Origin of the sequence: Amycolatopsis sp. NBC_01307 (assembly GCF_035975215.1) — a bacterium.
Taxonomy (GTDB): domain Bacteria; phylum Actinomycetota; class Actinomycetes; order Mycobacteriales; family Pseudonocardiaceae; genus Amycolatopsis.
On sequence record NZ_CP108403.1, the window covers coordinates 8,256,257 to 8,274,790 of the forward strand.

At 70.0% G+C, this 18,534-nt stretch carries 18 protein-coding genes; 11 read left to right on the forward strand and 7 right to left on the reverse strand.

Features of this window, described 5'->3' with window-relative positions; all coding sequences use genetic code 11:
- The first annotated feature begins 7 nt into the window (after positions 1–7).
- The 6 genes from OG439_RS36375 to phoU all read left to right on the forward strand — a co-directional run bounded on the left by OG439_RS36375 (position 8) and on the right by phoU (position 8,769).
- Positions 8–3,178, forward strand: a complete 3,171-nt coding sequence (locus tag OG439_RS36375) for an NACHT domain-containing protein (RefSeq protein WP_326945117.1) — start codon at positions 8–10, stop codon at positions 3,176–3,178.
- Positions 3,175–4,008 carry an alpha/beta fold hydrolase gene (locus OG439_RS36380; protein WP_326945118.1) on the forward strand — a complete coding sequence of 278 codons (834 nt, stop codon included), beginning with the start codon at positions 3,175–3,177 and terminating at the stop codon, positions 4,006–4,008. Before OG439_RS36375 ends, OG439_RS36380 begins: the two co-directional genes overlap by 4 nt.
- Before the next feature lie 82 nt (positions 4,009–4,090).
- Positions 4,091–4,654 carry an isopentenyl-diphosphate Delta-isomerase gene (gene idi, locus OG439_RS36385; protein WP_326945119.1) on the forward strand — a complete coding sequence of 188 codons (564 nt, stop codon included), beginning with the start codon at positions 4,091–4,093 and terminating at the stop codon, positions 4,652–4,654.
- Positions 4,655–4,774: 120 nt separating this feature from the next.
- Positions 4,775–5,479: a GGDEF domain-containing protein gene (locus OG439_RS36390; RefSeq protein ID WP_326945120.1), complete on the forward strand. Its 705-nt coding sequence runs from the start codon at positions 4,775–4,777 to the stop codon at positions 5,477–5,479.
- 1,083 nt (positions 5,480–6,562) lie between these two features.
- Positions 6,563–8,020, forward strand: coding sequence for an LCP family protein (locus OG439_RS36395; protein WP_442792356.1), 1,458 nt, complete (start codon positions 6,563–6,565; stop codon positions 8,018–8,020).
- Between the two features lie 83 nt (positions 8,021–8,103).
- A complete protein-coding gene (gene phoU / locus OG439_RS36400) occupies positions 8,104–8,769 on the forward strand; it encodes a phosphate signaling complex protein PhoU (protein ID WP_247059100.1) in 666 nt (221 codons plus the stop codon).
- A gap of 159 nt (positions 8,770–8,928) precedes the next feature.
- Here phoU and pstB read toward each other — a convergent pair whose 3' ends face one another.
- The 6 genes from pstB to OG439_RS36430 all read right to left on the reverse strand — a co-directional run bounded on the left by pstB (position 8,929) and on the right by OG439_RS36430 (position 14,839).
- A complete protein-coding gene (pstB, locus tag OG439_RS36405; protein ID WP_247059102.1) occupies positions 8,929–9,705 on the reverse strand; it encodes a phosphate ABC transporter ATP-binding protein PstB in 777 nt (258 codons plus the stop codon).
- Positions 9,706–9,714: 9 nt separating this feature from the next.
- Entirely contained in the window at positions 9,715–10,629 is a 915-nt protein-coding gene (gene pstA / locus OG439_RS36410) for a phosphate ABC transporter permease PstA (protein WP_326945123.1), read from the reverse strand.
- Between the two features lie 2 nt (positions 10,630–10,631).
- Complete coding sequence (gene pstC, locus OG439_RS36415) at positions 10,632–11,552, reverse strand: phosphate ABC transporter permease subunit PstC (protein WP_247063793.1); 921 nt, start codon at positions 11,550–11,552, stop codon at positions 10,632–10,634.
- A 199-nt stretch (positions 11,553–11,751) separates the two neighbouring features.
- Positions 11,752–12,882 (reverse strand): phosphate ABC transporter substrate-binding protein PstS, encoded by a 1,131-nt coding sequence (gene pstS, locus OG439_RS36420; protein ID WP_326945124.1) that lies wholly within the window; start codon positions 12,880–12,882, stop codon positions 11,752–11,754.
- Between the two features lie 227 nt (positions 12,883–13,109).
- Complete coding sequence (gene mshD, locus OG439_RS36425) at positions 13,110–14,015, reverse strand: mycothiol synthase (RefSeq protein ID WP_326945125.1); 906 nt, start codon at positions 14,013–14,015, stop codon at positions 13,110–13,112.
- A gap of 68 nt (positions 14,016–14,083) precedes the next feature.
- Complete coding sequence (locus OG439_RS36430; protein WP_326945126.1) at positions 14,084–14,839, reverse strand: winged helix-turn-helix transcriptional regulator; 756 nt, start codon at positions 14,837–14,839, stop codon at positions 14,084–14,086.
- Between the two features lie 174 nt (positions 14,840–15,013).
- On the opposite strand from OG439_RS36430, the gene OG439_RS36435 reads away from it, so the two are divergent.
- The 5 genes from OG439_RS36435 (at position 15,014) to OG439_RS36455 (ending at position 18,243) form a co-directional block, all read left to right on the forward strand.
- On the forward strand, positions 15,014–15,913 hold the full coding sequence (locus tag OG439_RS36435) for an LmeA family phospholipid-binding protein (protein ID WP_247059112.1): 900 nt from the start codon (positions 15,014–15,016) through the stop codon (positions 15,911–15,913).
- A 9-nt stretch (positions 15,914–15,922) separates the two neighbouring features.
- Complete coding sequence (locus OG439_RS36440) at positions 15,923–16,357, forward strand: TlpA family protein disulfide reductase (RefSeq protein WP_326945127.1); 435 nt, start codon at positions 15,923–15,925, stop codon at positions 16,355–16,357.
- A gap of 273 nt (positions 16,358–16,630) precedes the next feature.
- A complete protein-coding gene (locus OG439_RS36445) occupies positions 16,631–17,065 on the forward strand; it encodes a DUF4395 domain-containing protein (RefSeq protein ID WP_247059118.1) in 435 nt (144 codons plus the stop codon).
- Positions 17,066–17,095: 30 nt separating this feature from the next.
- Positions 17,096–17,932, forward strand: a complete 837-nt coding sequence (locus tag OG439_RS36450) for a sulfurtransferase (protein ID WP_326945128.1) — start codon at positions 17,096–17,098, stop codon at positions 17,930–17,932.
- Positions 17,932–18,243 carry a DUF1416 domain-containing protein gene (locus tag OG439_RS36455; RefSeq protein WP_326945129.1) on the forward strand — a complete coding sequence of 104 codons (312 nt, stop codon included), beginning with the start codon at positions 17,932–17,934 and terminating at the stop codon, positions 18,241–18,243. Before OG439_RS36450 ends, OG439_RS36455 begins: the two co-directional genes overlap by 1 nt.
- A 56-nt stretch (positions 18,244–18,299) precedes the next feature.
- On the opposite strand, the gene OG439_RS36460 is transcribed toward OG439_RS36455, so the two are convergent.
- Positions 18,300–18,524, reverse strand: a complete 225-nt coding sequence (locus tag OG439_RS36460; protein WP_326945130.1) for a hypothetical protein — start codon at positions 18,522–18,524, stop codon at positions 18,300–18,302.
- Positions 18,525–18,534: the final 10 nt, after the last annotated feature.

Consider the following 18,534-nt stretch of genomic DNA (forward strand, 5'->3'; position numbering starts at 1 on the left):
TCGACAGGTGAGCCTCGAAGCCTCGGCGATCGCGTTGACCACGGCGGTCGTGAAGGCCGCGGCGAAGATCTGGCTCGGCGACCGCCCGATCGCCGCCGACGCCACGGCCAAGGTCTTCGACCTGCTGGAGAAGCAGGTCACCGGGCTCAACGACCGCCGCAAGCTCCGGCTCCTGTTCACCAACCTCGAGTCGCGGGTGGCCGACCGCCTCCTGCCGTTCCTCGACGTCGAGTTCCGCGCGCTGCCGGAGCACGAGCGGGCCGCCGCGGTGGACGCCGCGCGCGAGACGTTCGACCGTGCCGCGCTGACCGACGACGACCTGTTCGCGACCGACCTCGACGCCGCGTTCCTGTACCGCTCGCTGCTCCGGACCGTCCCCGGTGTCCCGCGCGAGTTCCTGCTGTCGGCCGACGCGGTGGAGCTGTACCAGCGCGTCCTCCGGGAGTGCTGCGCGTACCTGGTGCAGGTCACGAGCACGCTGCCCCGGTTCCAGCCGGGTGCGCTCGTCGAGATCCTCCAGCGGGAGACGGAGATCCTCGAGACGGTCCGCAACGTGCTGGCCGCGCTCCCCGAACGCCGGCACCCGGACGACTTCGCCGCGGACTTCCGCCGTCAGGTCGTGACGGCGCTCGACCGGATGGCGCTGTTCGGCGCGGGCCTGGCCGACGCGACGCGCCTGTACCCGCTGTCGGTCGCCTACCTGAGCCTGAGTGTCAGCGCCGACCAGGACGGCGTGTCCGGCGACCGGATCGAGCACGTCCTGCCGCACACGTCGCGGATCTTGCTGCGCGGTGAGGCCGGTTCCGGGAAGACGACGCTGCTGCAGTGGCTGGCCGTGCAGTGCGCGAGCCGGAGCCTGCAGGACGTCGAGGGCTGGGCCGGCCTGGAGCCGTTCCTGGTCCGGCTGCGGCGGTTCAGCCGGTCCCGGCTGCCGGCGCCGGAGCAGTTCCTCGACGAGGTCGGCCGGCACATCGCCGACGAGATGCCGCGCGGCTGGGTGCAGGAGCGGCTGCGCCGCGGCCGGGCCGTGCTGCTCGTCGACGGCCTCGACGAGCTGCCGGACGACCGCCGCCGCGAGGTGCGGGACTGGCTCCGCGAACTCGTCGTCGCGTTCCCGCGGGCCCGGTACGTCGTCACCACCCGACCGGCCGCTGTGGCTCCCGACTGGCTGCACGGCGAGGGGTTCACCGAGGTCCGGCTCCAGCCGATGACCCCGCGCGACGTCCGGACGTTCGTCACCCGCTGGCACGCGGCCATGCCCGGCGACCCCCTCGACGACCGGCGTGACGCCCTGATCACGGCCATCGGCGCGCGCAGCGCGTTGCGGCGGCTCGCCGAGAACCCGTTGCTGTGCGCGCTGCTCTGCGCGTTGCACCACGAGGGCAACGGACAGCTGCCGGACAACCGGATGGAGCTGTACGAGGTCGCGTTGCGCATGCTGCTCGACAGCCGCGACGTCGAGCGGCGGATCGAGTCGCCGATCCGGCTCTCGTTGACGGAGAAGCTGGTTCTGTTGCGGCACATAGCTTATTGGCTCGTGCGCAACGGCCACACGGACACCTCGATCGCCGACGCCGAGGCGCGCATCGCGGCGAAGCTGCGGTCGATGGGCCAGATCGACGTCACCCCGCGCACGGTGTTCCGCCACCTCCTCGACCGCGGCGGCGTGCTGCGCCAGCCGGTGCCGGGCCGCATCGACTTCGTGCACCGGACGTTCCAGGAGTACCTGGCGGCCCAGGCGGCCGTCGAAGAGGACGACATCGGCATCCTGATCGCCAACGCATACTGGGACGAGTGGCGCGAGGTGGTCGTGATGGCGGCGGGCCACGCGCATCCCGCGCAGCGCGAAAGCCTCCTGGACGGGTTGCTCACCTGGGACGCCGACGAGGCGCAGCGGCTGAAGCTCGACTTGGTGGCACTGGCTTGCCTGGAGACGTCGCCGGAGCTGAACGAGCGGCTGCGCAACGAGATCGAGGACCGCGCGAGCACCCTGATCCCGCCGAAGTCCACCGAGGAGGCGGCGGCGCTGGCGGCGGCCGGCGAGTTCGTCCTCGACCTCCTCGCCACCTGCGAACCCGAGCCCGCCGAGGTCCCGTTCCTGCTGAACGCGGTCGCGCTCGTCGGTGGCGCCGCGGCCCTCGATCTCCTCGCCCGGTACGCCGGGAGCGAGGATCCGAACGTCGCCTCGACGCTGATTGCGGCGTGGGACAAGTTCGATCCCGAGGAGTACGCCGAGCGGGTGCTCGCGGAGTCCCCGCTGGTGGACGGTTTTGTCAGCGTCCGCGACCCGGCGATGTCGGCGAACCTGAAGCACTTGCGCCGGCTCGTGGGGCTGCGGTGCGAGTTCGGCGACGGTTACGGCCGGCTGGACTTCGTTCGCGACCTGCCCCGGCTGAAGGTGCTCGGGGTCTCGGACCTCGCCGGGTACGACCTGCCGGCGCTGGCCGGCACGGGCCTGAAGCAGCTCGCGCTGACCGGACCGCCACTCCCGCAGTCGATCGACCTCGCCCCGCTCGCCGAGGTGCGCGGGCTGACTTCGATCGAGGCCCGGATCGAAACCCACGGCTGGGCGGCGCTGGCGAGCCTGCCCCGGCTGAAGGACCTCCAGCTGACCTGGATCGACGACCCGGCGCGCCTGGCCGACCTCACGGCGCTGACCGGCCTGCGATCGCTGTCGCTCGGCAACGTCTTCGGGCTGACCGACCTGACGCCGCTGGCGTTCCTGACCGCGCCGGTTTCCCTCAGCTTCCAGGGTTGTCAGGCGCTCAGGGACGTGTCGCTGCTGCGCCGGTGGGCCGACCGGCTGGGCCGGCTGCGGCTGATCGCCTGCCCGGCCGTCGACCCGGCCCCGATCGGCGAGCTGACCGAGCTGCGCTTGCTCGATCTCACCGGCGTCGAGCTGACCGACCTGTCGATGCTGTCCGGGCTGAGCCGGCTGCGGACGCTGCGGCTGCGGGCGCTCCGCACGGTGCCCGACCTGGCACCGCTGGCCGATCTCCACGAACTCGAAGCGCTGCGGGTGACCGGGTCGGGTCCGCTGGACCTGCGGCCGCTCGCCGGGCACTCCGGGCTGCGCGTCGAGGTGAGCACCCACATCGAACTCATCGGAACCGACTCGCTGGGACCTGGCAGTGCCGTCGTCACGCTCAACTCGGCCGAAGTAGATTCGGAACCGTGATCGACCACATCAGCGTCACCACCGAAGCCGGTTCCTTCGACGCCATTGCCGCCGGGCCCGAAGACGGGCGGCCCGTGATGCTGTTGCACGGGTTTCCCGAAGCCGCCGTCGAGTGGGAGCACCAGGTCGCGACCCTCGGGGTGCTCGGCTATCGGGCCGTCGCGCCCGATCAGCGGGGGTATTCGCCCGGGGTGCGGCCCGAACCGGCCGCCGATTACCGGATCGATCACCTCGTCGGGGACGTGATCGCGATCGCCGATCGGTTCGGGTGGGGGAAGTTCGACCTCGTCGGGCACGACTGGGGTGGGGCCGTCGCCTGGTGGACCGCCGACGCGCACCCCGAACGGCTGCGCAGCCTGGCCGTGGTCTCGACGCCGCACCCCGCCGCGCTCTCCGCCGCGATGAAGGCCGACGAGGACCAGTACCTGCGGACCCAGTACATGACCGAGTGGCGGCAGACGCGCGTCACCGAGCGGCGGATGCTCGAGAACGACGGCCGGGCGTTGCGGGACATGTTCGAGCGGCGGGTGTCGCCGAGCAAGGTCGACGAGTACATCCGGCGGCTGTCCGAGCCGGGAGCGCTCACCGCCGCGCTCAACTGGTACCGCGCGGGCCGGCCCGGCGGGAAGATCGGCAAGATCGACCTGCCGACGCTCTACATCTGGAGCACCGAGGACGTCTCGTTCGGCTCGACCGCCGCGCTCGACACCGGCAACTGGGTCACCGGGCCCTACCGCTTCGAGATGCTCGAAGACGTCACGCACTGGGCGCCTGAGGAGGCGCCGGAGTCCGTCACGACGTTGCTCGTCGAGCACCTCGACGCGCGGTAGCCGCCCATCACCCTGCCGTGATCACCGCAGCCACCCGCCTCGCGGTACGAGACACCCGCGGCCGTCGTGTCTACTGGGGCGCGTGGATACCGCGACCGAAACCGAGACCGAGCGCGTCGTCTTCGTCACCGAAGACGGCGTGCCCACCGGCGAGACCGGGCCCAAGCTGGCCAGCCACCACGAGCACACCCGGCTGCACCTGGCGTTCTCCTGCTACGTCCTGCGTCGCAGCGACCAGGCCCTGCTGATCACCCAGCGCGCCCACGAGAAGAAGGTCTGGCCCGGAGTCTGGACCAACAGCGTCTGCGGGCACCCCGCGCCGGGCGAGTCCCTCGAGGACGCCGTCCGCCGCCGCGCCGCCTACGAGATCGGGCTGCCGTCGCTGTCCGGCCTGCACTGCGTGCTGCCGAAGTACCGGTACCGGACGCCGCCGTTCGAGGGAATCGTCGAAAACGAGTTCTGCCCGGTGTTCACCGCCTGGACCGATACCGAGCCCGCGCCGAACCCCGCCGAGGTCGACGGCTGGCGCTGGATCTCCTGGAACGACTACACGGAGTTGCTGACCGACAAGACGGCTAATGTGAGTTACTGGGCCAAGGACCAGTTCGCGCAGCTCAAGGGCATGAAGCCGTTCTCGGACCTCTGACGCCCCGACTCCGCTGAGTCACCAGCGACCTCCCGTTTGAGCGTAATTCACTTTCGTCCGTACCCACACCTCAAGCGCGGGCACCTCTACGACGACAACCAATGCGTGGTGGAGGTGGGCATGGTCGCCGAGGACGAAGGCGCGCTGCGCCGGCCCGGCGGACCCCGGCCGCCGGACCTGCTCCGCCTCCACGAGGCCGTCGCGAGCCTGCTGGCGACCCAGGGCGACTGGCGCCGCGCCTACCAGCACCTGCGGTCCGCGCTCGACATCGCCCGCGACGGCAGCCTGCGCGACGCGCTGACGTCGAGCTACAACCGCCGGTACCTCGACGAGCGCCTCTACGGACCGTTCACCGGCCGGCACCCCGCCCGGCCGCGGCCGCCGCTGGCCATCGCGCTGATCGATCTCGACCGCTTCAAGCGCGTCAACGACACGTACGGTCACCTCGTCGGCGACCGCGTCCTCCGCCGGGTGGCCGACCTCCTCCAGGAGGAGCTGCCCGAAGACGGCTTCTGCGCCCGGTACGGCGGCGAGGAGTTCGTGCTGTGGCTGCCCGGTGTCGACGTCGGGGCGGCCGTCCGCATCGTCGACGCCGCCCGGGTGCGCGTCGCCCGTCACCCGTGGTCAGAACTCCAGCCGGGACTCCGCGTGACGATCAGCGCCGGGCTCGCCCACGACGGTGCGACCGAGCCGGACGCGGAGCCCAGTCCGGAGCGCCAGCTTCGGTGCGCGGACACCTTGCTTTACGCCGCGAAACGTGCCGGGCGGAACAAAGTCGCCTATCACGACGCGCAAACCACTCGGTTAATAACCCACTCAGAGTAACGTAAACTTCGGATTACCCCGGATTGAGTAAAGGCGTCTTCACCCGTTTGTCGACGCCAAGCGGCCGTTCGTCGACTCAAGGTGAAGAAAATTCCGGGAGGGTGTCGTCACGAACGGGGGGTATCCGTACGATAACGAAAACCTCCGGGGGAACGATCACCTCTGGCGGGGGAAGACGGCCTAGTCGAAGAGCCGCCCTGCGACCGCGCGAAAGGAGACCGAGTGCCGGACGAGCACGACAGCCCGGGAACCGGTCGCCACGTCGATGGTCCAGCGCGACCCCGAAGCGGCAGACGCAGGTCCATGGAGGACCAGGGCGGGATCAGCGTTTCGGACGTCGTCGCCAAGACCACCGGTGTCCGGCCCGTTCCGCCGCGTGACCAGCAGGACCGCACTGACCAGCCAGGACACCGCGCGCACGGAGCCGAGCCGGCCGCCCCGCCCCGGGCCGCGCAGCCGCCCCGGGCGCGTGCGCCGCGACCGGCGCAGCCCGCCTCGGACAACCTGGCACCCGCGGACGCCACGCGGCAACCGGGCCCCCCGCGGCCGCGGCAGCCCCGCCGCTCGACCGCCGCCGCCCCGCAGCCCGAGGCCCCGCTCCAGCGCCGCCCGCCGGCCACGAACCCCGGTCAGCAGCAGACGTCGGCCGCGCAACAGCCGCCCCGCCGGCTCCGCCGCCCGGCGCCCGCTCCGGACGGCGCCGTGCCGCCGCGGCCGGACGCGCCGGCACTCCAGCGCCCCCCGGGGCCCGACGCGTTTCCGGTGAAGCGGCCACCAACTGCCCCGCCGAAGCCCGCTGACGGCCCGGCGGCCAAGCGCGCCGCCGCGAACGAGTCGTCGGCGCCGGGACGCGTCCGCCCCGCCGGGGAAACCCCGCCCGTGCGGCGCCCGCCGGCCGACTCGCCGGCCGCCAAGCGCGCCGCGGCCAAGGAATCTTCGGCACCGGGACGCGCCCGGCCCACCGGCGACACCACCGCATTACGGCGTCCGCAGGCCGACGCACCGGCGCAGCGCCCCGCCACCGCGGCGTCCGACACCACCGCTCTCCGGCACCCGCAGGCCGACGCGCCCGCCGTGAGCGCGGTGCCGTCGCGCGCCGAGCTCGACCCGCTGACCATGACCGACGAGATGGAAGCGATCGACGAGGCGACGCAGTACCGCCGCAAGATCGACCACACCCTCGCCCGGTTCTCGGCCGCGCACGACGAAGGAAACGCCGAAGAGGCGAAGCGACGCGAACGCCGTGAGCGGCTCTCGCCTGCTTCGCTGATCGAAAGCACGCGTACGGCGCTTCAGCGCGTCGTCACCCCGATCGGTGGCGACGAGCCCGATGTCGACGCCGCCGAGCTGGCCGCGCAGACCCGGCTGCAGGAGAAGAAGCAGCGGAAGAACGAGCGGGTGAGCCGGTTCGGGCGGATCGCCGCCGCCGTCGTCGCGGCGCTCGTCTTCCTCGGCGTCGGCGGCGCGTGGGGCGCCCAGACCTACTTCGACGCGAAGTTCACGCAGATCTCGGCCCTCGACGAGAACTCGTCCGACATCCAGGACGCCGCGGCGCAGGCCAACGACGAGAACTTCCTCATGGTCGGGTCGGACACCCGCGACGGCGCGGCGGCCGAAGAAGGCGTCGGCACGGCGGACAGCACGCCGGGCGCGCGCTCGGACACCGTGATGGTGGCGCACATCCCGGCCGACCGGCAGCGGGTCGTCGTCACGTCGTTCCCGCGCGACCTCGAGATCGACCGGCCCGACTGCCAGCGCTGGGACCCGGCGCAGAACAAGGACACCGACGAGAAGGTCCCCGGCCAGAAGATCGCGAAGCTCAACACCGCGTACGCGGTCGGCGGACCGCCCTGCATCACGAAGGTGATCCAGCAGATCACCGGGCTGCGGATCAACCACTTCGTCGGGATCGACTTCAACGGCTTCAAGGAGATGGTCGACGCGGTCCACGGCGTCACCGTCCACAACGAGATCCCGATCGACGACACCATCCTCGGCAAGGTGCTGCTGGAGACCGGCGACGTGACGATCTCCGGTGACCAGGCGCTGAACTTCGTCCGCGCGCGGCACGTCAAGGGCGATCCGACGTCCGACTACGGCCGGATCAAGCGGCAGCAGGCGTTCATCGGGGCGCTGCTGAAGAAGGTCATGTCGTCCGACGTCGTCCTCGACCCCGGGAAGCTCAGCGACTTCATCACGGCGTTCGCGAAAGCCACCTTCGGCGACAACCTCGGCGTCAAGCAGATGATGACGCTCGCGCAGTCGATGAAGGGCCTCGACCAGTCGAAGATCTCGTTCCTCACCGTGCCGACGGTCGGGCTGCCCAACAACCGCGGCAACGAGGTCCTCGTCCGCAGCAAGGCGAAGGCGTTGTTCGACGCGCTGCGCACCAACACCGCGCTGCCCGACCCGAACGCGCCGATCCCGCAGAGCGAGCAGCCGCCGCCCAGCAGCTCGTCGAAGTCGTCATCGTCGTCCAAGACCACGTCGAAGACGTCGAGCGGCAGCAAGAAGACGAGCAGCACGAGCAGCACGGGCTGACGCGCGAGGATCGTTAGTCCGGGTTCACGTGCGGTTCACCCGGCGATGCGGTATCGGACCACGGTTGGCCGTAGGGTTGGGCCATGCGTGAGGCCTACCATGTCGAACTCGAACAGCTCGCCGACAACCTGGCGGCCATGTCGCTCCAGGTCGCCGACGCCATGGAGCGCGCCACGCGATCGCTCCTGGAGGTCGACCTCAGTCTCGCCGAGCAGGTGATCAGCGACGACGCGAAGGTCGACGACGCCCGCGCTCTGTGCGAGGAGCAGGCCTACGCCCTCCTCGCGCTGCAGGCGCCCGTGGCGACCGATCTGCGGACCGTGCTCGCGGCGATCCACGCCGCGGAAAGCCTGGAGCGGATGGGCGATCTGGCCCTGCACGTCGCGAAGGCGGCGCGGCGGCGGCACCCCGAACCGGTGCTGCCCGATGCCGTGAGGCCGTACTTCGCCGAGATGGGCGAGGTCGCGGTCAAGCTGGCCCGGCAGACCGAGGTGGTCATCAAGACGAAGGACGTCGAGGCGGCGAAGTCGCTGGAGTCCGACGACGACCAGGTGGACGACATCCACCGCCACCTGTTCACCGTCCTGATGGACCGCGAGTGGCCCCACGGCGTCGCCGCCGCGGTCGACGTCACCCTGCTGGGCCGTTTCTACGAGCGCTACGCCGACCACGCGGTGTCGGTCGCGAAGCGGATGATCTTCGTGGTCACCGGAAAGATGCCGGGCTACGGTTCCGACGACGACATCTGAGCCTCGTTCGACAGGAAAGCCCCCGGCCGGCGCCGGGGGCTTTTCTTTGTGTATCAAATGGTTTCGAACATCCACTTCGGACACCAACCGACAAAAGAAGAAGGCCTTTCTCGCCGGCCCCGAGCGCGGGCGAGAAAGGCCTTCCGTGACAACGACTACTCAGCCGAAACGGCCGGAAATGTAATCTTCCGTGGCCTTCTCGTCCGGGTTGGAGAAGATCTTCTCCGTGTCGTTGAGCTCCACCAGCCGGCCCGGCTGCCCAACGCCGGCGAGGTTGAAGAACGCCGTCTGGTCGGAAACCCGGGCCGCCTGCTGCATGTTGTGCGTGACGATGACGATCGTGTAGTCCTTCTTCAGCTCGCCGATCAGGTCCTCGATCGCCAGGGTCGAGATCGGGTCCAGGGCCGAGCACGGCTCGTCCATCAGGAGCACGTCCGGCTGCACCGCGATCGCGCGGGCGATGCACAGACGCTGCTGCTGCCCGCCCGAGAGGCCGCCGCCCGGTTTGTTGAGGCGGTCCTTGACCTCGTTCCAGAGGTTGGCGCCGCGCAGAGCGCGCTCGCCGATCTCGTCGAGCGTCTTGCGGTTCTTGGTGCCGCCCAGCTTCAGCCCGGCGACGACGTTGTCCCGGATGGACATCGTCGGGAACGGGTTGGGGCGCTGGAACACCATGCCGATCGTGCGGCGCACCTGGACCGGGTCGACGGCCGACGCGTAGATGTTCTCGCCGTCCAGCAGGACGTCGCCCTCGACGCGGGCGCCGGGGATGACCTCGTGCATGCGGTTCAGCGTGCGCAGCACCGTCGACTTGCCACAGCCCGACGGGCCGATGAACGCGGTGACGTTACGCGGCGGCACGGAGAGGGAGACACCGTCGACGGCGTGGAACTTGCCGTAGTAGATGTCCACGTCCTTGACGTCGATTCGCTTTGCCATGGCTACAGCTCACTTCTTCTTCGGGGCGACAAGGCGCGCGAACACGGTGGCGAGGAGGTTGATGATCGCGATGATGAGCACCAGCGTCAGGGCCGCGCCCCAGATCCGGTCGAAGCCGACCGAGCCGGGGTCCATCGAGTTGGTGACGCGCTCGTTGTTCATCAGCAGCGGGAGCGCCGCCTGCTCGCCGCTGAAGATGTCCCAGTTCGTGTAGGCGGAGTAGCCGACGAGGACCAGCAGCGGCGCGGTCTCGCCCATCACACGGGCGAGCGCCATCATGATGCCGCCGATGATGCCGGACAACGCCGTCGGCAGCACGATCTTCACGATCGTCTTCCACTTCGGCACGCCCAGCGCGTAGGAGGCCTCGCGCAGGTCGTCCGGGACGATCCGCAGCATCTCCTCCGACGAGCGGACGACGACCGGGATCATCAGCAGCACCAGGGCCAGCGACACGGCGAAACCGCTGCGCGGCAGGCCGAACGTGGTGATCCAGAGCGCGTAGATGAACAGCGCGGCGACGATCGAGGGGACACCGGAGAGGATGTCGACCATGAAGGTGGTGGCCTTCATGAGCTTTCCGCGGCCGTACTCGACGAGGTAGATCGCGACGAGCATGCCGATCGGCACCGCGATGATCGCGCAGACGAGGCCCTGCAGCAGGCTGCCGATGATGGCGTGCAGCACGCCGCCGCCGACCTCGTCGGACAGGTAGTTGCCCAGGTCCTGCGACCACCAGTTGCTGTACGGGATGCGCTTGATGCCGTTCGCGACGACCGTGTACAGCACCCACACCAGCGGGACGACGGCGATCAGGAACGACAGCCAGACCAGCGTGGTCGCCAGCCCGTTCTTGGTCTTGCGGGCCAGGCTGACCTGCTGGAACGCGGGAGTCGTGGCGGGGGCTTCGAGCGTGCTGGTCATGCTCACTCTCCCTTCTTGCCGATGACGGACCGCGCCGCGAAGTTGACGAGGAACGTGAGCACGAACAGCACCAGGCCGGCCGCGATGTACGCGCCCGCCGAGATCTCGTTGTTGAACTCGCTGTAGTTGGCGGCGATCTTCGAGGCGAACGTCGAACCGCCGTCGAAGAGGCTCCAGTCGAAGTTCCGGCCCTGCGGGATGAGCAGGATGACGGCCAGCGCGATCGTCTCGCCGAGCGCGCGGCCGAGGCCGAGCATCGACGCGCCGATGTAGCCGGCCTTGCCGAACGGGAGCACGGTGGTGCGGATGACTTCCCAGCGCGTGGCGCCGAGCGCCAGCGCGCCTTCGAGGTGCGGGGTCGGCGTGCGCTCGAACACCTCGCGCGAGAGCGAGGTGATGATCGGCAGGATCATCACGGCCAGCACGATGCCGGCGGTGAAGATCGTGCCGCGCACGCTCGGCGCGACGTTGCCGGGCGCCAGCAGCGGGAACCACGAGAAGGTGTCGTTGATCCACTGCGAGAACGGCTCGATCGCCGGCGCGAAGACCAGGATGCCCCAGAGGCCGAAGATGATCGACGGCACCGCGGCGAGCAGGTCGATGACGTAGGCGAACGGCCGCGCGAGCCGCTTCGGCGCGTAGTGGGTCAGGAACAGCGCGATGCCCAGCGACACCGGCATCGCGATGATCAGCGCCACCAGCGACGTCGCCACCGTGACCTCGAGGAGGTCGAGGATGCCGAACGACATGTTCGCCGGGTCGTTGGTCGACCAGCCGTGGTTGGTCAGGAAGCTGGCCTTGTTGGCCTGCAGCGCGGGGATCGCCTGGATGAGCAGGAAGAGCCCGATCAGGCCGATCAGGGCGACGACGAAGATCCCGGCCCCGGTGGTCAGGTTCTGGAAGATGCGGTCACCGGGCCGCACCTTCTTCCGCTTCTCGCTCGCGGGCGGCTCGGGCACCGCCGTCGAGGTGGGTTGCTCCGAAATCGGATCCTCCGGGGGCGTGGTGGCGGACGACGAACGCCCACCGGGGTCGCCGGTGGGCGTTCGCGTCGAGGATGACTCGCTCATCAGCTACTTCTGACCAGCCTCTATCAACTCGGGTACCAGTCGCAACGCGGGGTCAGGAGATCGCCTGGACCGCGGCCAGGACCTTGGTCTGCAGCGACTGCGGGATCGGCACGTAACCCTTGGCGGACAGCGGCTGCTGACCGTCGGTGGCGGCCACCGTCAGGAACGCCTTGACGGCCTTCGAGACATCGGCGTTCGCGTACTTCGAGCAGACGATCTCGTAGGTCGTCAGCAGCAGCGGGTAGGCACCCGGGGTGTTGCTGGCGTAGATGCCGTTGAGGTCGAGCGCGAGGTCGTTCGTGCCGTCCTTGAGGAACTTGGCCGAGTCGAGCGACTTCGCCACGTTCTCCGAGGTCAGCTCGACGCCGCCGGAGCCGCTGTCGATCAGGGCCGGCGTGAGGCCGTCCTTGGCGAACGCGCCTTCGACGTAGGTGATGGCGCCGTCGGCGGCCTTCACCGCGGTCGCGACGCCGTTGGAGCCCTGCGCACCGTTGCCGACGCCACCGTTGAACTTCTTGCCGGCACCCTTGGTCCAGTCGGCCTTCGCCGCCGCGCCCAGGTACTTCTGGAAGTTGTCGGTGGTGCCCGACTCGTCGGCGCGGGAGACGACCTGGATGGCCTTGTCCGGCAGGTTCGCGCTCTCGTTGCCCTTGACCGCCTTGATGGCCGGGTCGTTCCACTTGGTGACGCCGCCGCTGAAGATCTTGGCGATGACCGAGGGGGTCAGCGTCAGCTTGTCCACACCGGACAGCTTGTAGGCGACGGCCACCGGGCCGACGACCATCGGGATGTTCCAGGCGGGGCTCGCGCAGCGCTTGGTGGCCGCTTCGAGGTCCGCGCCGGTGGCCGGCGAGTCCGAGCCGCCGAAGTCGATCTGGTTGGCGTTGAACTGCTTGACGCCGGCGCCCGAGCCACTGGGGTTGTAGTTGACCTGCTGGCCCGAGCACTTCTTGCTGTACTGCTGCGTGAAGATGTCGATCGCGTTCTTCTGTGCCGACGAGCCTTCGGCGGACAGCGGGCTCTTGCCGCCGCACGCCACGTCGGCCGTGCCGGTGGCGGCCGGAGCCGCAGCCGAGTTCGAGCTGCTGCTGTTCGTCGCCGCGGGGTCGGAACCACAGGCGGCGAGCACGAGCGCGGCGCTCGCCACGATGCCGACCGCGCTCAGGGGCCGCATGATCTTCACTGCATTTCCTCCATCAGGAGCATCACGGGTTCGGCAGCGGCGTGTTTCGCCGCGCCGGATCCGGACATTAGGCAGCCCTGGTGGACGGTCAGCCGTGAACAAATGAACGCAAAGTGAACAAGGCCCCGGATGTGAGCAGTGCGACTACTCCGAAAGGATGCCGTGTCCTGGCCGTGACCTGGGGGTTTGCCGACAGTGACGGCTTGCTTGCACGGCGTCCAACGTGGTCACCGACCGTACTGGACGTCGGTCTCGTGACGTGTGAACCCGAGCTTGGTGTAGACCGCCAGCGCCGGGGCGTTGTCGCCCTCGACGTAGAGGATCACCTGCCGCAACCCCTGCTCCGCCAGGTACCGCAGCCCGGCCAGCGTCAGCGCCCGGCCGAGGCCGCCGCCCTGGGCGGCCGGGTCGACGCCGACGACGTACACCTCGCCGACGCGCTCGCCGCCGAACCGGCCCGGCGTGGCCTCGTGCACCTTCGTCCAGTGGAAGCCGATCACCGCACCGTTTTCCTCCGCGAGGAAGAAGCCGGCGGGGGCGAACCACGACCGCCGCTCGTCGGCGCGGATGTCGTCCGCGGTCATCGCGCCCTGCTCGGGGTGCCAGTCGAAGGCGCGCGCGTTGACCTGGACGACGGCGTCCTCGTCCTGCTCCGGCACGAAGGTGCGCAGCGAGACTCCGTCGCGCAACACCGGCTCCGGCCAGTCCGCGCCGTCGACGGTGGTGTGCAGGATCAGCAGTTCGCGCTTGCGCTCCAGCCCGGTCCGCAGCGCGAGCTGCCGGGCCGCGGGGTGGTCGCCGTGGGCCCAGACGCGGAACCCGACGGCGGCGCGCTCGTCGAGCGCCTGAAGCAGCTTCGCGCCGTACCCGCGGTTGCGGTGGGCGGGGTGCACGAGCAGCTCGGCGACCTGGTGGCCGAAGGAGTCACCCGTGGTGTCGAGGTGCGCGTAGCCGACGACGTCGCCTTCGACGCAGGCGACGAGGTGCTCACCGCCGTCGAACTCACCCGGTAGCGCGCCGTCGGGTTCGACCTCGGGCCGCCCGTCCGCCTCGCGCACGGCCAGCAGCAGCTGCCGCACGTGCGCGAGCTGCTGCTCGTCCAGCTCCTGAAGCCATTCCCCGTCTCCGCTCACCCCTGGACCGTACCCGGGACCGGAGCAACGCGAAGGTCGTGCGGGACGTCCTGGAGAGCGTGGGGGACCTAGTGCGCGTGTTCGGGGGTGTCGGCCGGGGCCTCGGCGGACGCCTGCACCGGCAGGTTGGGCCGCTGCTGCGGGCCCTTGGCGGGCCGCTCGAACTTGTAGCCGACGTTGCGCACGGTGCCGATCATCTGCTCGTGCTCCGGGCCGAGCTTGGCGCGCAGCCGCCGGACGTGGACGTCGACGGTGCGGGTGCCCCCGAAGAAGTCGTAGCCCCAGACCTCCTGCAGCAGCTGGGCGCGGGTGAACACCCGGCCGGCGTGCTGCGCGAGGTACTTGAGCAGCTCGAACTCCTTGTAGGTGAGCTCCAGCGTGCGCCGCTTGAGGCGCGCGGTGTAGGTCGCCTCGTCGATGACCAGCTCGCCGACCCGCAGCTCGGCGTCGACCTGCGCGGATCCGCCGTCGCGGGTCGTGACCAGCCGCAGCCGGGCGTCGACCTCGGCCGGGCCGGCCGTCGGCAGGAGGATGTCGTCGGTGCGCCATTCGGCGCTGACGGCCACCAGGCCGCCTTCGCCGACGACGGCGATGATCGGGGTGGAGGCCTCGTCCTCGCCGGTGCCCTTGAGCAGCCGGCAGAGGCTCTTCGCCGAGGCCAGATCGCTGCGCGCGTCCAGCAGGATGACGTCCCGGTGACCCGCGTCGAGCAGGGCGGTCACCTCGGGGGGACGGACGCGTACGGTGTGCGGCAGCAGGTCCAGCGCGGGCAGCACCGACGTGGCATCCGCTTCCGCAGTCAGTACCAGAAGGTCCAGGCTCATGAGCCGCACCGCCTTCTCAAGTCGTCGCCTCACGGTGGCGTTAGTCGGTGCTAAGTGAGAATAGCGGCTCGACGGCCGGGTACCTAACCCTTGCTGGATCGATCACACCTGGAGAAACCCCCGGTGCGCCCGACGAACCCCGAGCAACCCCGACGAAACAGGAGTACGGACGCGATGGTGAGCAGGCCCGTGACCCGGGACGACCGACCCGCACCGAGGCCGGACGCGCGACGCCGCGGCCGCCGGGGCCGTCGCTGGGTGATCGCCCTGGTCGTGCTGGTGCTGCTGCTGGTCGGCGCCGACTTCGGGGCCGCCGCGTTCGCCGAGCACACGATCTCGCAGAAGGCGCGCGAACAGCTGCAGCTGACCGACGACCCGTCGGTGACCATCCACGGCTTCCCGTTCCTCACGCAGGCCCTGGGCGGTGACTACAGTCACATCAGCGTGTCGGCCGCCGGCGTGCCGGTCGGCGACAAGCTCCAGGACGTCGCGCTGAACGCCGAGCTCGAGGACGTCACCGCGCCGCTGTCGGACCTCACGAACGGCAACACCAAGGCCATCACCATCGGCAAGCTGACCGGGGCGGTCACCATCAAGGCCGCCGACCTGGCCCGCATCTCGCCGCTGGACAAGATCAAGGACCTCCGGATCGAGCCCGCGACCACGGACTACGTCCAGAACGGCGACTCCGGGCAGGCCGAGCCGACGCCGACGACCACCACGACCGCCGCCGACGGCCAGCCGGTCGACGAGTCGAGCACCGGCGTCCGCATTTCGGGACACCTTCAGTTCGCGGGCAAGGATCTGGAAATCTTCTGCTTCGCGATGATCGAGGCGGACGCGAAGGCGGGAACGATCACCTTCGCGCCGAAGCGGCTGCAGTTCGGGAATGACCAGGAGACGACGGTCGTTCCCCAGGCGGTGCAGAAGGCGCTGCTGCCGAACTTCAACGCGTCGATCGCGACGAAGGACCTGCCGCTGTCGGTGACGCCGACCGGCGTGCGGGTGCAGAGCGGATCGGTGACGATCAAGGGTGAGGCGTCGAACGTGTCCTTCGCGGACCTGAGCAAGTAGGAGTGGCCGGTGACGGGGCTGTGGGTGCTCGTGGCGGTACTGGTGGCCGGGACGGCCGCCGGGCTGCTGCTGCGGGCCCGCAACGGCCGGGTGCGGGAGGCGCGGGACGCCGGGCCCGTGCGTGAGCTGCCCGGCCCCGTCGCCGCCGTCCTCGACCCGGCGTCCGCCGTGACGCTGGTCCAGATCTCCACCACCTTCTGCGCGCCCTGCCGGCACGCGAAGGCCGTCCTCGCGCCGCTGGCCGAGCGCACCGAGGGCCTGCACCACGTCGAGCTGGACGTCACGAACCAGCCGGAGGTCGCGCAGTCGCTGGCCGTGCTGCGGACGCCGACCACGATCGCGCTGACCCCGGACGGCCGGGAGCTGCTGCGCGTCGGCGGCGTCCCGAAGGGCCCCGAACTGCTGGACGCGCTGCGCCCGCATCTCACTGCGCGGACGTCCTGACCAGGACCTCGTCCCAAGGGGCGGGAATCGTCCCAAGGTATGAACGTGGTTCCCACTCTGAGGGAGCACTGGGTACCCTCGCACCCGTGACCAGGCTGACCACCTTCTTGACGCAGCGACGCGCAGTAGACCTCTGCCGCGTCCGCAGCAGCCTGTGTCGCCTTCAGCCAGACCAGCGCTGAACGACGTCTTCATCGCCTCGGTCCCCAGCCAGCCTGAAAACGCTGACGCGTGCCGTTCGCACGCATCCCCTCTGCTCCAGCTGGAGGAACCATGTCCGCCGGACCGGCCGTCGACCCGCGTGGCCCGCGGTTCGCCGCCATCCTGACGACGATCGTGCTCGCGGTCGTCCTGGTCACCCAGTGGTGGCCGCTGCTGGCGATCCAGACCGTCGTCTTCGCGATCGGCGCGTTCGTCGGGCTCAAGCCCGCGCCGTACTCGATCGCCTACCGCTACCTGGTGGCCCCGCGCCTCGGCCCGACGACCGAGCGGGAGGACGCGGCACCGCTGCGGTTCGCCCAGGCCGTCGGGTTCGTGTTCGCGCTCGTCGGCACCATCGGCTTCGCCGTCGGCATCACGCCCCTCGGCATCGTCGCGACGGCCTTCGCGCTCTTCGCGGCCTTCCTCAACGCGGCCTTCAACTTCTGCTTGGGCTGCGAAATGTTCTTGCTCCTCAAACGCTTCAGCCCCGCCCGCGCGTCGTCCTGAAGATCTAACCCAGAAAGAGAGTTCATCTCCATGAGCCGTGAAGACGTCCTGGTCACCACCCAGTGGGCCGAGGAGAACCTGGACACCCCCGGCGTCGTGTTCGCCGAGGTCGACGAGGACACCACCGCCTACGACGGCGGCCACATCCGGGGCGCGGTGAAGTTCGACTGGCGCAAGGACCTGCAGGACGGGGTCCGCCGCGACTTCGTCTCCAAGGAGGGCTTCGAGAAGCTCCTGTCGGAGAAGGGCATCTCGAACGACGACCGCGTGGTCCTCTACGGCGGCAACAACAACTGGTTCGCCGCCTACGCGTACTGGTACTTCAAGCTCTACGGCCACGAGAACGTCCAGCTGCTCGACGGCGGCCGCAAGAAGTGGGAGCTCGACGGCCGGGAGCTGAACTCCGACGACGTCAAGCGCGACACCACCGACTACAAGGCCAAGGACCAGGACCTGTCCCTGCGCGCGTTCCGCGACGAGGTCGTCCAGTCCATCGGCGCGAAGAACTTCGTCGACGTCCGGTCGCCGGACGAGTTCTCCGGCAAGCTGCTCGCCCCGGCGCACCTGCCGCAGGAGCAGTCCCAGGTCCCCGGCCACATCCCGGGCGCGCTGAACGTGCCGTGGGCGAAGGTCGCCAACGAGGACGGCACCTTCAAGTCCGAGGGCGAGATCGACGAGCTCTACAAGGAGCAGGGCATCGACGCCGGCAAGGGCACCATCGCCTACTGCCGCATCGGTGAGCGCTCGTCCATCGCGTGGTTCGCGCTGCACGAGCTGCTCGGCCACCAGGACGTGAAGAACTACGACGGTTCGTGGACGGAATACGGCTCGCTGGTCGGCGTGCCGGTCGAGTTGGGAGCCAAGTGATGGCGGTCGACGACAGCTGCGGCGCACCGGTCCAGGAGGCCACGCCGGCGGACTACGACACCAAGGGCCAGGTCGTCCTGGCCGGCAAGGTGACCGGCGCGGACGGGCCGGTCGGCGGCGCGTTCGTCCGGCTGCTGGACGGCGGCGGCGACTTCACGGGCGAGGTCGTCTCCTCGGCCGACGGCGACTTCCGCTTCTACGCGGCGCCGGGCGAGTGGACCGTGCGCGCGCTGCACCGCAGCGGCAACGGCGAAGCGTCCGTCACCGCCGCCGGGCCCGGCCTGCACCAGCTGGCCATCTCGGTCGCCTGAGTTCTGCTCTGCCGTGGGGGGCACCTTCAGGGACTTTATGTCCATGAGGGTGCCCTTCACGGCTTTCCAGCGGCAGCCAGGACGCGGTCGGTGTAGTCCCGCAGTGAGGGGCACGTCTCCGCGATCGCGAGCTTCCGCTGCTGCTCGGCCGGCTCGGCGATCCGGTCGCGGGCCGCGGTCCGCCAGTCACCATCCTCCGGGCCGCGCAGCACCAGCGCGATCTCGTCGAGGCTGAGCACCGCGACGCCGACGGTCGCGGCGGTTTCCCCGATGGACAGCATGAGGCGAGTT

Bases quoted from the DNA above. Each gene is read 5' to 3' on its own strand.
- OG439_RS36390 (WP_326945120.1), top strand. From the start codon at position 4,775: ATGGTCGCCGAGGACGAAGGCGCGCTGCGCCGGCCCGGCGGACCCCGG.
- OG439_RS36430 (WP_326945126.1), bottom strand. From the start codon at position 14,839: ATGAGCCTGGACCTTCTGGTACTGACTGCGGAAGCGGATGCCACGTCG.
- OG439_RS36445 (WP_247059118.1), top strand. From the start codon at position 16,631: ATGTCCGCCGGACCGGCCGTCGACCCGCGTGGCCCGCGGTTCGCCGCC.
- pstB (WP_247059102.1), bottom strand. From the start codon at position 9,705: ATGGCAAAGCGAATCGACGTCAAGGACGTGGACATCTACTACGGCAAG.
- OG439_RS36455 (WP_326945129.1), top strand. From the start codon at position 17,932: ATGGCGGTCGACGACAGCTGCGGCGCACCGGTCCAGGAGGCCACGCCG.
- phoU (WP_247059100.1), top strand. From the start codon at position 8,104: ATGCGTGAGGCCTACCATGTCGAACTCGAACAGCTCGCCGACAACCTG.
- OG439_RS36435 (WP_247059112.1), top strand. From the start codon at position 15,014: ATGGTGAGCAGGCCCGTGACCCGGGACGACCGACCCGCACCGAGGCCG.
- pstA (WP_326945123.1), bottom strand. From the start codon at position 10,629: ATGACCAGCACGCTCGAAGCCCCCGCCACGACTCCCGCGTTCCAGCAG.
- OG439_RS36450 (WP_326945128.1), top strand. From the start codon at position 17,096: ATGAGCCGTGAAGACGTCCTGGTCACCACCCAGTGGGCCGAGGAGAAC.
- OG439_RS36460 (WP_326945130.1), bottom strand. From the start codon at position 18,524: ATGCTGTCCATCGGGGAAACCGCCGCGACCGTCGGCGTCGCGGTGCTC.